This is a genomic window from Bacillus sp. HY001, from assembly GCF_007558965.1.
GTDB lineage: Bacteria > Bacillota > Bacilli > Bacillales > Bacillaceae_G > Bacillus_A > Bacillus_A mobilis.
Genome location: NZ_VLTE01000011.1, coordinates 184,026 through 198,596, shown reverse-complemented (window position 1 = coordinate 198,596; position 14,571 = coordinate 184,026). Strand labels below are relative to the sequence as shown.

Below are 14,571 nucleotides of genomic sequence, written 5' to 3'. Positions count from 1 at the left end.
ATTTCTCTCCCTGCATTTTTTCAATCAACGCTTTAATAGCATGAATCTCTTTTTCTCCATCTTCAAGTAATGCTAGTAGCCCGATTGCTGGATAATGCATCTGCTTTACTTTCACCTTTTCTTGTTTTAACGAATTCCATATGTTTGTACATGTTGCAACTAACATTTCTTCACGGACATCCTTCTTTAGCGAAAGGATATGACTTAAAAATTGAAGATCATTCCCTTTACGCAAACCAGCTTTCGCTAGTTTCTGATAAAGACGTTCTACACGGTCCATAAGTGTTTCTACATTCTCTGATTGTCCTGCTAGTAAAACTGCAAGTGGATAATCATTTGTACTTGTAAGAAAAAGGTGATCCTCTTTCATACGTTTATATACTTGCATCGAACGCTGAACGTGCGTGCCATGCTGTTCATTTTCTTCTGTTAAAAGCACAGCTGCTGCGAGATAAGTAAATATACTTCGGCTAAAACCACCAGCAACCAATTGTTCATATAAATCTAAAAATTTCCGAAAAGCTTTCTTATAATCTGTAAAGTGAATATGTAAAGTTGCGGCCACCACAAAGCGATGATAAGACTTTAAGTATGAAAACATCCCTACTTGATTCTTAATATAACTACTAATCTCAAAAAAACGTCCGAGATCAAACAATTTATCACTACTTGCATACATAGCTGCAATCATCATTCCTGTTCGAGAATCACTCGTTTTCCATTTTAGTTCTCCCTTTAATTGTCCATATGTATGTGTGTATTGCTCCAACTTTTGTTCTAATGTAATCATAATATTCACCCCTATTTCTAGTTCTTCTCTACTATTATACTTATATTCCATATAGATTTCGCAACCTTATTTCTGTATTTTCTTCAATATTTTTCTATTACGTAAAACAAAAAGTAATAACTATTCCTACTCATAATCCTTCAAGAAACCCAACGTCAAAAAGGATAGATAATAAATTATCTATCCTTTTTGACTATATATACACCTGTATTGTAAAAAATAAGGTTATAACTATTTACACCTCAATTTTGGCAAAACATCTGTACTTTCGTTTTTTAAATACAATTAGAACTAAAGAGCTTTAATAATACGCTCCATCGCCTTCATTTGCCCAATATGATCCGCTTCATGATAAAGCATCATACCGTAAAGCTCCCCTACCGTTTCCAATCCTAGGAATGGCTCTGGCAGTTTATTTTCAAATGCTTCTGCTGGAATTTCGTTAATACGTTTCGCTTGTTCTTTTAATTGAGCCGCTAACACTTCCAATGACGGCCCCTCTGTTTTCCATTTAGATGGTTTTGATCCATACCCAAACATACCTGGATATTCAGTCGGTAATTGTTTAAATTCTTTTCCAAACATGAAAACTTCTGCTGCCGTTAACACATGACCGATATGCCAGCGAATTGTATTGTTAAAACCCTTTGGCTGTGTATCTACAGTTTTATCGTCTAGCGCATCCATAAATTTAAGCAATTCCCCGCGCGTTATTTCAAATTGTTTTAAACCAACTAATCTATTCATTTGATCGTTCTCCTTCTTCATGTACCATTTATTATGAACTAAAAATGTTCAATTCATTAAAGTTTCACCTTGTTTAATCTATCAGAAACAATGAAGAAATACATCTAATATGCCTAGTACAAATAATAAAAAGGTTCACCTCTCGTACATATAGAATTATTTACTACACAAATAGTTTAGTAAATAAAAGAGGAGTGTTAATTTCATGTTACATGTTTTAAAACAACAATATCATCTTATTAGCTCTACAAGAGAAACTCTATTTTCGTTTTTGGAAGAAATTCCGATAGAAAAATTACATAGCACTGTTCCGAACTTCGGGAGCGGTAGCATTATAAAGACTCATATGCATGTAGCCGATTGCTATCGATACTGGCTTGGATCATTCGCATTTAAGCAAAAGCGAGCAGATTTTTCATTTGCTAGTGATGATGAAATTGAGCGTGCAGATGTGGAGAAAGTCCGCGCTAGATTTAAGTTAGTAGATGAGACTGTACAACGTTTTTTAGATGAATACAATGACCGTTGGCTCGAAAATATAGCAAATGAAGTGAAATGGCAAAAAGAACCTTGGAGCACAACACCGCTATGGCTTTTAACTCATACAGAGACACATGAGTTTCATCATAAAGGACAAATTGTATCGATGGCTCGTCACCTTGGATATACTCCTCCTGATACGGACCTTAGTTAATTCGATTGTTCTAACAAATGAACTACTAGAAGCGTCGTTAACGTTGTTTATGTATACGGAAAGGCTCTTCATTCTTTTTGACGTTGTTTATAGTTTTACAATTTTTTTGCGGCACAAACCTGTATTATTTTTTAATTATGTTTGTGTCGTGTTCTTATTAATTAGTTTCATATCCATAATAAAATATATTAATATGTTTCCTTTTATTATTTCAGTTACCTAATCAATAAGGGATTCTTTCTTTTCATTATTACTTCATACAGAATAAATACGAAAATTCCGAAAATAAAAGTTGAAAATGCTGGTAGCACTTTATCATTTGGCACGTACACACTCCAAAAAGAATTAAGAAGCGCATGGAAAATTAGACACATAAAAATACTTTTAGTTGCGTTATAAATTGTAGTTAATAAGAACGATATGGCAATTGTCGTAATTATAAAAGCTATAAAATCCCTTTGAGTTTGATTCGTGCCCGGAATAAACCATAACGGCCAGTGCCAAATAGCCCATATAAAGCTCACAATAATCGTACTAAAAAATGCCGAAAACCTTTTCTGAAGGGCAGGCTGTAAGAATCCTCTCCATCCGATTTCTTCAAGACCACCACCAACGATCATTATTGGAAAACTAAGCAATGCCACGTATAATGGTTTTTGCATCGTTGCTCCACCAAATATTATTGGCAGATAACAACTAATAAAAGCCAAAACAACGATTAGAATATACCATAAAAAATGATACTTAGGATTAACAACATTTTTTATAAACACTCTGAACTCTTCTTTTGATCCATATTTTTTCTTTAAGCTAATTGCAACGATTGCCGGCATGATTCCCCCAAAAACAAATACTATCATCGCTAGCGGTGTACCAAATGTCGTAATGTTAAATTTTATTAAGTTAATTAGTAGCCCCCATAGTATCCATGTAAATATTAAAGTGCACATTACATATCGTTTAATCTCATTACTCATCTACTCCCCTCCTTTGGTTTAATTAGAGCATAAATTAGGAGATATGAAAACCACTTATGTTAAATAATCCCAATAACCAAAGAAACATCCATACTTAATTAGCTCTTTACAAACAACCCCACTACCTGCTTTACTTCAGTTGAGGTTCGAAGTTAGAGTCTTACTATTCGTTTATACCGGATAAACAAACAAAGAGCATGCTTTGAAAACCACTCAAAACATGCTCTTTAAATATGCTATCTTAATTTTTTATAATATGATCAATACCAAATAGTCTCAGCATAATTATATGCATCACTATTCGGAATAGCATGTTTCCCTTGCGCCTGTGCCTTTCTTGGATCTAAATCATATACCATTGGCGTATAACATGATGTTTGCCCTTTATTCACAACACCATTACCTCCAGCACTCCCGCAAGTATATGCTTTTCCATCTGTTTTTCTTACGATTCTTGCATCAGCTTCATTATTATAAACTGCTGGACGAGTTACAGTAACTTTTGCCCAAGCAGTCTTACACGTCGTACTAAACTTTAATTCTACATAAGAATTTGAATCAATCCATTTCTTTTCTTTCGTTACAGCGGATTGATCACAGCTATTATAGTAAGGACTTTTCCCATCATATGAATGATCTTCTGCATATGCTTTATCATTATTCGTCGTACTAAACACACTAGTTAAAACTAGCAATGATAGACAAAAATATGAACTTAGCTTTTTTAAAAGTTTCAAAGGATTCCACTCCTTTTTAATAGCGTCCTGTTTTTCCATAACCATTATTAAACGTAACCGCTTCAGCATCTGCTGTGTATCCGAAATCAGCAGTTAAATCAAATACCATTCCTGTATAAGTACTCGTTTGGCCTGTTTTTATTGTGCCGTTTCCCTGATTAGAAGTGACTGATTTTTGGAATACACCATTTTTGTATTTATTCACAACAGCGTACGCATACACTCCTCCAGAAACAGCTGGTGCTGGTTGATCTAAAACAAACTTAGACCAAGCTGCATGACATTTATTACTGTAACGTAAATACACTGTCCCTACTTTTTTACTACCTTCGTACACTGCTGTAGACTTTGCATTAAATCCATCTGCATCACACGTTGTACTACCTCCGTATATTTTCGTTGTTGCTGGATTTTTCCCGTCATAGTAACTACTTAAATCAGTAGCTGCAAATGTACTTCCTTGGAAACTAAATAATCCCCCTACACTGGCTACACTTAACACACATGCTTTCATTAACTTTTTAAACATTGTAAATCTCTCCCCTCAAAATAAATACGTATAATAAAGACAATCTATCCCCTATGTACGCCCCTCCTTTCATGCTTCCTAGAGGCATCTTACAGAAACGACTAAACGTTGTAAATTTCCTTATGATTATTGGAATATACGAAGAAATTTACGTATCCGTCTAAGAAAAAAAGTTGAGAAATACACATGTTATAGCATTCTTTATTTAAAACATAAAAGAACCGATACTCGTTTCATGCAAGCATCGGTTCTTTATACAAAATTGCCATTTTTACTATTATATAAAATAAATATTTCTCCACTTAATCCGTCGTAAAAAACTCCCTCGTCACATCAATAAATTGCTGCAGTGGCGCTGTCATCCATTTATCTTTATGCCAAGCAATTTGTGTATAAATCGGTGAAATTGCATTTTCTACATGTAACTCTTTTATCGTCCCCTCTCGTATATCTTTTTCTACTACTATCGCTGGTAAAACGGCTATTCCTAAATCTGCAATAACACATTGTTTAATCGCCTCGACACTAACGAACTCAATTTTATTTGCTGGATAGACATCTTCTGTACGAAATAGCTCTTCAAATAAAGTTCGATACGAGCAACCGAGTTCTGTTAACAAAAGTGTTTCCCTTTCTAAATCTTTTATAGAAACGGAAGTTTGCTCGAGTAAATGATGCCCTGAAGCAGCTACTACCCTTAATTCTTCTTTCATAAGCGGCTCCACATGTAAAGCATCTTCTGTTTTACATTCGTCCAAAATAAAGGCAAGATCGACTTTTCCCTCCATCAATTGTTCCTTCGCATCTTTATTGGAATGTGCTGGTTTAAATATAAGCTTTATTTGAGGAAATTGCGCTTTAAACCTCTTTAATATAGATGGCAGCCTATATGTACATTGACTCTCTTGCGCACCGATTATTAACGTACCTGCTATTTCCTCATCATCTTTCACAGCCATTTTCGCTTCGTTACTGAGTGCAATCATCTTGTCGGCATATAGTTGAAACTTTTTGCCTGCTTCAGTTAAAAAAAGACGTTTTCCTAATCTTTCAAATAACGGCGTACCTAACTCAGCTTCTAACGTTTTAATTTGCGCCGTTACGCTTGATTGAGCAAAGTTTAATTTCTTCGCAGTTTGCGTAAAATTTAAAGTATCTGCCGCTACTTTAAATGTAATTAATTGTTTTATCTCCATTTATCATCCCTCTTTTCAATCGATATTTCCGATTGATTTCATCGAAATAATCCTCTTTGTCTATTGATATTTGTATTGTATGATAAAGAGCATCGACAAACAATAAAAATGGAGGTATTCCATATGAAGGCACTTTGTTTCGAACAATTTGGAAGTCCAGATGTACTACAATATAAAGAAATACATGATCCAATCATAAATCCAAATGAAATTCTTATCCGTACGATAGCAATCGGTTTAAATTTCGCTGATATTTATAGACGCCGCGGTGATTACCATCTCGCTGGCAATCCGCCGTATGTATTAGGCTATGAAGGAGCTGGTATAGTTGAAAAAGTAGGAGCTGACGTTACTACGATCAGCCCCGGAGATCGCATTGCATTTGCTGACGTTCCATTTGCAAATGCAGAGCTAGTTGTTGTTCCATCTGAGAAGGCAATTAAACTTCCAGATGCTATCTCGTTTGAAACAGCCGCTTCTGTCTTATTGCAAGGTCTAACAGCACATTATTTAACGAACGATAGCTATCAAATAAAACAAGGTGATATAGCTTTAGTACATGCTGCCGCTGGTGGTGTTGGGCAACTTCTTATTCAAATAATTAAACTACTAGGCGGAAAAGTAATCGGCCTCACATCATCAAAAGAAAAAGCACAAATAGCTACATTAGCTGGTGCTGATCATGTATTTTTATATACGGAATCATGGCCTGCGAAAGTACTTGAAATAACAAACGGTGATGGAGTAAATGTTGTATATGAATCAGTAGGTTCTACATTAGAGGAAAGTTTTAGCACAACTAAAACTGGTGGTACTGTCGTATTTTACGGAATGGCCGGCGGTAATCCTGCGCCCGTTGATCCGCGTATGCTTATGGATACTTCGAAAACTTTAACTGGCGGAGACCTTTGGAACGTGCTTACATCTTATGAAGAGAGAAAAGAACGCTCCTCTCAATTATTCGAATGGATTATGGCCGAGAAAGTAAAAATTGCAAATCCTACTACATTCTCTTTAGAAGACGGTGCCCGTGCCCATGAATTATTAGAGAGCAGAAAAAGTACAGGGAAGATTTTATTAATCCCTTAATCGTTACCACTTAAAAAGGAAGTTAAATTCGATTTTATCAAGACCTGAATTGAAAACAGTTAATAAATGAAAGGACATAACATATGTTATGTCCTTTCTTCTTCAAATAACGGGTCCGTGTAAATTTGGAATAAATTTTGTGCTCATTTGTAAATAAAACTACGTACTAATTTATGCTAAAAACGAGAATTCACTCCTATAACGACAGTAGCGTCTAGTTCCTCATCTCTAACCAATTTCGGAGTAAGCCCAGCATCAGCAAAAATTGCAAAGGTCTGAGTTGCCTGCATTTCACTCGTCTCTATTAAAAGATGACCTCCCGGTGCTAGCCAGAGAAATGCTTCTTTTGCTACTCTTCGCTGAATGTGAAGTCCATCCTCTCCCCCATCAAGCGCTATCTTTGGTTCATGTAGGCGAGCTTCCTGTGGGAGCAGCTTTATTGCCTTGGTAGGAACATATGGTACGTTTGCAACTAAGGTATTCACACGACCTTTAAGTGAATGAGGCAAAGCATTATACAAGTCACCTTCAAAAACATGTCCACCGAAATTTGTTACGTTGCGGCTTGCACATCGTACTGCAATAGGGTCGATATCAACAGAATACAATTCCACTCGTCCTAAAGCTTTCACCAGAGCTACACCCACAGCCCCTGACCCGCAACATAGATCCACGACGATATCACCAAAACACGACAGAGCTTTTGCCTGGTGAACAAGAAACTCTGTACGTTGACGAGGTACGAAAACCCCTCGGTCCACTTCTATCCGCAACCCACAGAATTCTGCGTATCCAACAACATATTCAAGTGGTAAACCATGGGCCCGCATTTCCACTATTTTCTTTAGGTCCTCTGGTGTTTGTGCCTCTGACATAAGTAACCGGGTCTCATCTTCTGCGAAAACACACCCCGCGCTCTGAAGCCTGTTAATGATACATTTTTCCGTTTTATTTTCCAAAAAGAAATTAAATTCTCTTCCTATTTATCTCACCACTTTTTCTTATTTATAACCCTGTATTCGTTAAAAATTGGAGATATCCTTTTCAACAAAGCAACCCTATTCAAAAAGTTACACCCTTATTCAATTAAATGATCCAATTGTTGAACAAAGAAACACTCTACACAATGGATATTTTCACCAAAATATCCCAACCTAATTTTATAAATAGAAATAAGAAAAGGAAGCTAGATTTCTCTACCTTCCTTTTCTTATTTCTATATGATTTTTTTATATTTCCACACTTTCTTTTCCTTTTGCAACATAACTCATATCTCCAACAGACTCGACGATATATTCCCCGTCTTTATATAAAATTTTCGTTACACTTGCATTCTCTACTCCAAGTTTTGTTTTACTACTGTCTAGCATTTCAATTAATGCAGTAATCAAAAGCCCATGAACAACAACTAAAACGTTGCCGCCTCCATTTGCAGCAGCTTCTTCACTAATTTTATCAATCTCTGCTTTTATACGAGTAGAAAATAATTCCCAATCTTCCGCCTCTTTCGTTGGATCTGCTGCTCTAATCAGATTAATCACTTCTTGAATAGAAAACTTCATGAGTTCCTCTGGTGATGTAACACCCGCAGCTTTTCCAACCACATCCCACATATTTTCAAGCTTTTCACCTTCAAAAATACCAAAATTTAATTCTCGTAAATTTTTCTTTTGCTCTAGTTTCAATTTTGATTGCTCACTATATTTTAATACTAAATTAGCAGTTTCAATCGCTCGGCCACTATCACTACTATACGCATTCATAAAATGAACATCTTTTAATCCTGTTCCTAAATTAGTGGCAACTTCCACACCTTTTTCTACTAATGGAGAGTCTGCCCAACCTTGCGCGCGATGGTTCGTATTTAATATTGTTTTACCGTGTCTTGTAACATATAACGTAACTACATTCTCATTGCTATCTGTTTCTCGATTCTTCATTCTCTTCTCTCCCTTTACATTGCTATATCAATTTTACCACCTTAATTATTCATTGAGCAAAATATACGTAAGTGAATTTTCTTAATAAAAAAAGCTATCTTTCTGTATACCTCTACAAAAAGATAGCATCTTTTATGATTACATTCCTTAGCTGATATTCCTACTCAGCAAACGCACTCGAATACTGAACAATTCCTTCTACACCTTCAAGAGCATTCTCCCTTAATTCCACCACCATAAACACCTCTTCAGGCACTTCAAATGGTGCTTTTATATTCCACTCACTTGCTTTCTTAAAACCAAATTTCGGATAATACTCTGGATGTCCTAACACTACAACCGACCCATATCCAAGTTCTTTCGCTTTTTCTAACGCAGCTCCAATCAGTTTTCCGCCAATTCCTTTTTTCTGATGGCCCCTAGCAACTGAAACAGGTGCAAGTGCTAATGATTCTACAGAAATTCCATCCTGTTCTATCGTAATTTTGGATAACAGAATGTGACCAACGATTTCCTCTTCTACTGCAACGATTGATAATTCTGGAACAAATGCTTCACATTCTCTAATACGTTTTACAAGTTTATGTTCTGTTTTATCACTAAATTCTTCATGTAAAAATGCTTGTTGTACCACTTCTTCTGTTTTTCTATAATCGTTTTGTTGCTCTTGTCTAATCGTTACCATTCTAACTTATCCTCTATTCTTTCTTATTTCTTTTTGGATTTTACGAAGCGCTTTTTTCGATCCGCGCTCTATATCATGTTGCATTTTTCTTTCTTTATAATCGACAAATAGTGTATTTAAATCGTATCCCTCTGGGTATAATTCCTTCGCCGCTACCTCTAAAGTAATACGTTTTATGTTTACTTCAACGAATTCATTGTTATAATATACAACGACGTTATAGAAATTATCTATTTCCTTATAAATGATACCAAAATCATCATAATCTAATAAATTTACACGATCGCCAATTTTGTACTCGTAATGGTTTTCTCTTTTTTCCTGCACAAATTTTGGTTTTCTAATTTTACTTTCATTCACTTTTTCTAAAGCATATTCTTTATTTTCCATATACGCTTTCGCTCTTTGCAGTACACGCTCTCTTACGTTCATTTTATTCGCAATCCAAAGCGCATTACTTTCACCTGATTTACCGATTACTAATTTATAAAGTGGTTCTAGTGTCTCACTATTAAATTGCATTGCTGCGTTCATAAAATCATCATGCATTTCTGAAAATCGTTTAATTTCACCATAATGCGTACTTGCAACTGTAATACATCCTGCAAGATAAAACTCCTCCAAAATAGAAATTGCAAGTGCTGCTCCTTCATTCGGTTCAGTCCCGCTTCCTATTTCATCAAATAATAGCAGCGTATTATTATTTGACATCCTCATAATCTCAGATAAATTTTTCATATGAGATGAAAATGTACTTAGTGCGTTTTCGATACTTTGATTATCACCAATATCTACAAATACATTGTCGAAAATAGCAATTTCCGTTTCTTTATCTCCAGCAATATGCAAGCCTGACATTGTCGCTAATGTTAATAGCCCAATTGTCTTTAATACAATTGTCTTCCCGCCTGCATTAGGTCCGGTAATAATTAAACTACGGTAGTTTTGACCGATTTCAAAGTGTAACGGTACTACTTTTCCACTTAAAAGCGGATGCTTACAATTTACTAAATGAATGTAGCCATGGTCATTTAATTTCGGCTCTATTCCATCGATTGATTTACTAAACTTCGCTTTCGCAAATACCATATCATATTGACTAATCAATTCCATATTAATTTTTATATGATAAATATTTTCTACTACCATCCCTGATAAAGTCGCTAAAATTTGATACTCTTCCATCGCTTCTTCTGCTTTCAAACTTGCGAGTTCCGCATTTAACTTTGTCACCGTATGCGGTTCTATAAATACAGTAGAACCTTTAGCAGACGCTTCAACTATACTTCCCGCTACTTGGTTTTTATAAGAAGATTTAATTGGAATCGTATACCTATCATCCTTCTTACTAATAAAGAATTCTTGAATATACTTCTTATTTGCACTACTATTTAAAAACTTCGTTAAACGTTCTTTTATTTTTCCATCTACTGAATCAATGTTATTTCGAATTCGTTTTAACTCTTTACTAGCAGCTGCATCAATACTATTACCTTTAATGGAAAAGTTGATTTCCTCTTCAATACTTTTATATTCAGTCATTGAATTTGCATATGAAGCTAATACTGGCGCAAAAAACTCTTTATCTAACATAAACTTTTTAATCTTTCTACAGCCGCGTAAAAAGTCTGAAACACTTACTAACTCTTCAGGGTCTAAAATCATCCCTTTTTCTAATTTTTGAATTGTACTTGCGATATTTGAAATACCGAAGAAAGGAACATGCCCTTCTGCATCTACTATAGCTCGTGCTTCTGTCGTTTCATTCAAGCGATTCCTCACTACTTTTATACTCGTACTCGGCTCTAATTTATTTAATAATTCCTTACCTAATCCACTGACACAATATGATTTCACTATTTCCTTTAATTCGTTATATTGTAACTTTTCAAAAGTCATCGTATTCATTTTGTTTCTCCTCACTATGATTGATTTCTATCATCAATGAAGATACCTACTCATTAGATTCCAATGAGCCCTACATGATTCAATTACCATTTTTATACATTAAGAAAATATACAAAAAAGCTGCGGGGATACCGCAGCTTTTACATTTACAAGGCATGTGTAATAACATATGAGGAAATAAGCCATAAAAAACGGATGGCAATCCTCCTATTACACGCTTTATAAAGTATTGTAGGTATCTTCATAGGTATCGAAATAAATCCATGACAAAATTAGGGGTATGATATACATAAAAATCCCCTGGTCTTATCTGATTTATTTCATTAAATTTTTCCTATTTAGTACCTACCGCACTCACAAAAAAGCACCTCTCATTAATTTATATTATAGTCATTGAAATCTAATTTACTGAAATCATCATACTATATGTTTTGTGAGAAGTAAAGGTGTCATGCTTTAGTCGCACGCACATTTGCGGATGTTTTCCCTTTCAATATTAGATACAATATATACAAATCGTTTAACGGAGGGATTTCTATGACGGACTTTCAAAAACAATTTTTCGCGCGATTACATGTAGAAGAAGACACAGTGTCATTTGAAGATTTGTCTACCATTATGTACGCAATGGCACAAACTGTTCCTTTTGAAAACTTAAATATTATCGAAAACAACTTTACAGAAATATCAAAAGAAAATCTAAAAGAAAAAATTTTAGTAAACAACCGGGGAGGTCTTTGTTATGAACTCAATCCTACTATGTATTACTTCCTTAAAGACGCTGGATTTGATGTTCATCTCGTTTCAGGAACAGTGTACAATGCTGCAAATTCTATATGGGCTGTTGATTCTGGTCATATCGCAACTGTTTTAACACACCATAATGAACTTTATTTAATTGAAGTAGGATTCGGATCATACTTACCTCTTGCACCTGTCCCTTTCTCAGGTGAAGTCATTCACTCCGTCACAGGAGATTATCGTATTCGTAAAGAAATGACCGAAAAGGGAAACTATATTTTAGAGATGCGTAAAAACAATGAGTTTTTGGATCAATCTTCTGCTGATGATTGGACGTTAGGCTATGCATTTTATATAGAAGAAGTGAATGAAGAAAAAGCAAATGCAGCACAAAAAATTATCGTTGAACATGAGGGCTCACCATTTAACAAAGTACCTCTTATTGTAAAACTAACTGAAGACGGGCATGCATCTTTAACAAAGGATAGTCTGACAATAGCGAAAAACGGTAAAAAAACGAAAGAAAACGTTACAGATGTACAATATAAAAATCTTTTACATTCAAAATTCGGAATTACATTATAATTTTTTTAAGCCTTGCCATTTTAGCAAGGCTTTTCATTTTCCAGCAGGGATTTTTTGCAATTTGTTGTATTTCATAGTTATATAGGAATATAACTACATGTTTAGAAAGGAAATGATTATGACTGAACTTAAAGATCGACTACAAGTAGATGATAAAGAGAAATGGGATTTAACGGATATTTATCATACAATTGAAGATTGGGAAAGCGATTTTCATAAAATTGAAGTATTAACGAAAGAATTACACGAGTTTAATGGAAACATTCATGATGGCAATAGTTTATTAGCTTATTTAACAAAGAGTGAAGAAATTTCTAGCATAATATCTTTAATGTTCGCTTATGCACGATTACAATCTGACCTTGATACACGCGATACTGACGCTCAATCTCTTGTCGATAAAGTATCACAATTACATGTGAAAGTAAGTGCGGCTAAATCTTTCTTTTCCCCATTCTTACTTAGCGTAGATGAAAACACATTACATTCTTACATAGAAGAAGCAGAAGGTTTACAATATTATAAAGAAGACTTATTTGAATTGTACCGTTATAAAAAACACGTATTGAATAAGGACCAAGAAGAGATTTTATCACAAATGGGCGAAGCACTTTCCTCTCCTCAGCATACATACGGCATGTTAAATAATGCAGATATACTATTTGGTGAAGTGACTACTGATGAAGGAGAAAAAGTTACTCTAACACGCGGAATGTATGCAAAGTTAATAGAAGATGAAAATCGCGAGAAACGTAAAGAAGCCTATAAAGCTTATTACAAACCATACGTTCAATTAAAGAATTCTATCGCTTCTACTTTATCTGCTGCTATTAAAAATAATGTTACTGTTTCAAAGCTAAGAAAATATCCATCAGCTTTAGAAAAGTCATTATTTGGCGACATGGTTCCGAAAGAAGTTTATGAAAATTTAATTGAGACGACGAAAAAAAATATTCAATCACTACATACTTATAATGAACTTCGAAAAGAAAAATTAAATGTAGATGAACTACGTCAATACGACTTGGGCGTTGATTTAGTAGCTGGTGTAAAACAAGACATTCCATATCATAAAGCATTTGACATGATGATCGAATCACTAGCTCCATTAGGTGAAGAATATATTGAAACATTAAAAAGCTTTAAAGATAAACGCTATATCGACGTAAGAGAAACACCAGGAAAACGTTCTGGTGCTTATAACTTTGGTGTATACGGTGTTCATCCTTTCATTCTTTTAAATCATCACGATGATTTAAATAGCCTTTTCACTCTTACTCATGAATGTGGACACGGCATGCATACACATTACTCACACGGATACCAACCAAGAATTTCTGCACACTATACTATTTTTGTCGCAGAAGTCGCTTCTACAGTAAATGAAGTGCTATTAATTCATCATTTATTAAAAGAAGCAAAAGATGCTGCTGTACGTAATCATTTAGTAAACCATTTCATCGATAAATTTAAAGGTACTTTCTTTACACAAATCATGTTCGCTGAGTTTGAAAAAATCACACATACAATGGCTGAGCAAGGTAAACCATTAAATGCTCAAGTCTTTAGCGAAGTTTATGAAAACTTGTTTAGAGAGTATAATGGCGATTCTCTCGTATTTGACGAAGAAGTAAAATACGGATGGGCTAGAATACCGCATTTCTACCGTCCATTTTACGTATACAAATATGCAACTGGATTCGCTTCTGCAATCCAAATTGCAGATAAGTTATTGAGCGGCGATCAAAATGCTCAAAAACATTATATTGAATTCCTTAAAGGCGGAAGTTCTGACTATCCATTAAATCTACTGAAAAAAGCTGGTGTTGATTTAACTACGCCAGAACCGATTGAAAGCGCACTAAATCGTTTCAGCTCACTTGTTGAAGAGTTTTCAGCATTATAAAAAGCATGCAGAGTATATACTCTGCATGCTTTTTTCATTTCGGTTAC

The 14,571-nt window shown here is 34.8% G+C and carries 14 protein-coding genes; 4 read left to right on the top strand and 10 right to left on the bottom strand.

All coding sequences use genetic code 11. From position 1 onward, the window contains the following. A partial coding sequence (locus FOT98_RS08765; protein WP_144290992.1) for a DUF4003 family protein occupies nt 1-841 on the bottom strand: 841 nt, incomplete at its 3' end. A 240-nt stretch (nt 842-1,081) separates the two neighbouring features. Further along, nucleotides 1,082-1,558, bottom strand: coding sequence for a DinB family protein (locus tag FOT98_RS08760; RefSeq protein WP_144290991.1), 477 nt, complete (start codon nt 1,556-1,558; stop codon nt 1,082-1,084). Between the two features lie 184 nt (nt 1,559-1,742). Between FOT98_RS08760 and FOT98_RS08755 the strand changes: the two genes are divergently transcribed. After that, entirely contained in the window at nt 1,743-2,231 is a 489-nt protein-coding gene (locus FOT98_RS08755; protein WP_063262558.1) for a DinB family protein, read from the top strand. A gap of 215 nt (nt 2,232-2,446) precedes the next feature. On the opposite strand, the gene FOT98_RS08750 is transcribed toward FOT98_RS08755, so the two are convergent. From FOT98_RS08750 to FOT98_RS08735, 4 genes are all read right to left on the bottom strand, one after another. Beyond that, complete coding sequence (locus FOT98_RS08750) at nt 2,447-3,208, bottom strand: CPBP family intramembrane glutamic endopeptidase (protein WP_063262557.1); 762 nt, start codon at nt 3,206-3,208, stop codon at nt 2,447-2,449. Nucleotides 3,209-3,468: 260 nt separating this feature from the next. Beyond that, entirely contained in the window at nt 3,469-3,945 is a 477-nt protein-coding gene (locus FOT98_RS08745; RefSeq protein WP_063262603.1) for a DUF2690 domain-containing protein, read from the bottom strand. A 16-nt stretch (nt 3,946-3,961) separates the two neighbouring features. Continuing rightward, a complete protein-coding gene (locus FOT98_RS08740; RefSeq protein ID WP_063262556.1) occupies nt 3,962-4,474 on the bottom strand; it encodes a DUF2690 domain-containing protein in 513 nt (170 codons plus the stop codon). Between the two features lie 302 nt (nt 4,475-4,776). Beyond that, nucleotides 4,777-5,670, bottom strand: coding sequence for a LysR family transcriptional regulator (locus tag FOT98_RS08735; RefSeq protein ID WP_063262555.1), 894 nt, complete (start codon nt 5,668-5,670; stop codon nt 4,777-4,779). A 123-nt stretch (nt 5,671-5,793) separates the two neighbouring features. Between FOT98_RS08735 and FOT98_RS08730 the strand changes: the two genes are divergently transcribed. Then, nucleotides 5,794-6,759, top strand: a complete 966-nt coding sequence (locus FOT98_RS08730; protein ID WP_063262554.1) for a quinone oxidoreductase family protein — start codon at nt 5,794-5,796, stop codon at nt 6,757-6,759. Between the two features lie 176 nt (nt 6,760-6,935). Here FOT98_RS08730 and FOT98_RS08725 read toward each other — a convergent pair whose 3' ends face one another. From FOT98_RS08725 to FOT98_RS08710, 4 genes are all read right to left on the bottom strand, one after another. Beyond that, nucleotides 6,936-7,718 (bottom strand): putative protein N(5)-glutamine methyltransferase, encoded by a 783-nt coding sequence (locus tag FOT98_RS08725; protein ID WP_063262553.1) that lies wholly within the window; start codon nt 7,716-7,718, stop codon nt 6,936-6,938. A 270-nt stretch (nt 7,719-7,988) separates the two neighbouring features. After that, nucleotides 7,989-8,699 carry a histidine phosphatase family protein gene (locus tag FOT98_RS08720; protein WP_063262552.1) on the bottom strand — a complete coding sequence of 237 codons (711 nt, stop codon included), beginning with the start codon at nt 8,697-8,699 and terminating at the stop codon, nt 7,989-7,991. 160 nt (nt 8,700-8,859) lie between these two features. After that, nucleotides 8,860-9,384 (bottom strand): GNAT family N-acetyltransferase, encoded by a 525-nt coding sequence (locus tag FOT98_RS08715; RefSeq protein WP_063262551.1) that lies wholly within the window; start codon nt 9,382-9,384, stop codon nt 8,860-8,862. Nucleotides 9,385-9,390: 6 nt separating this feature from the next. Then, nucleotides 9,391-11,292, bottom strand: coding sequence for an endonuclease MutS2 (locus tag FOT98_RS08710; RefSeq protein ID WP_063262550.1), 1,902 nt, complete (start codon nt 11,290-11,292; stop codon nt 9,391-9,393). A gap of 537 nt (nt 11,293-11,829) precedes the next feature. Here FOT98_RS08710 and FOT98_RS08705 point away from each other — a divergent pair. Next, complete coding sequence (locus FOT98_RS08705; protein ID WP_063262549.1) at nt 11,830-12,618, top strand: arylamine N-acetyltransferase family protein; 789 nt, start codon at nt 11,830-11,832, stop codon at nt 12,616-12,618. Between the two features lie 118 nt (nt 12,619-12,736). Further along, complete coding sequence (gene pepF, locus FOT98_RS08700; protein WP_063262602.1) at nt 12,737-14,524, top strand: oligoendopeptidase F; 1,788 nt, start codon at nt 12,737-12,739, stop codon at nt 14,522-14,524. The last annotated feature ends 47 nt before the right edge of the window (nt 14,525-14,571 follow it).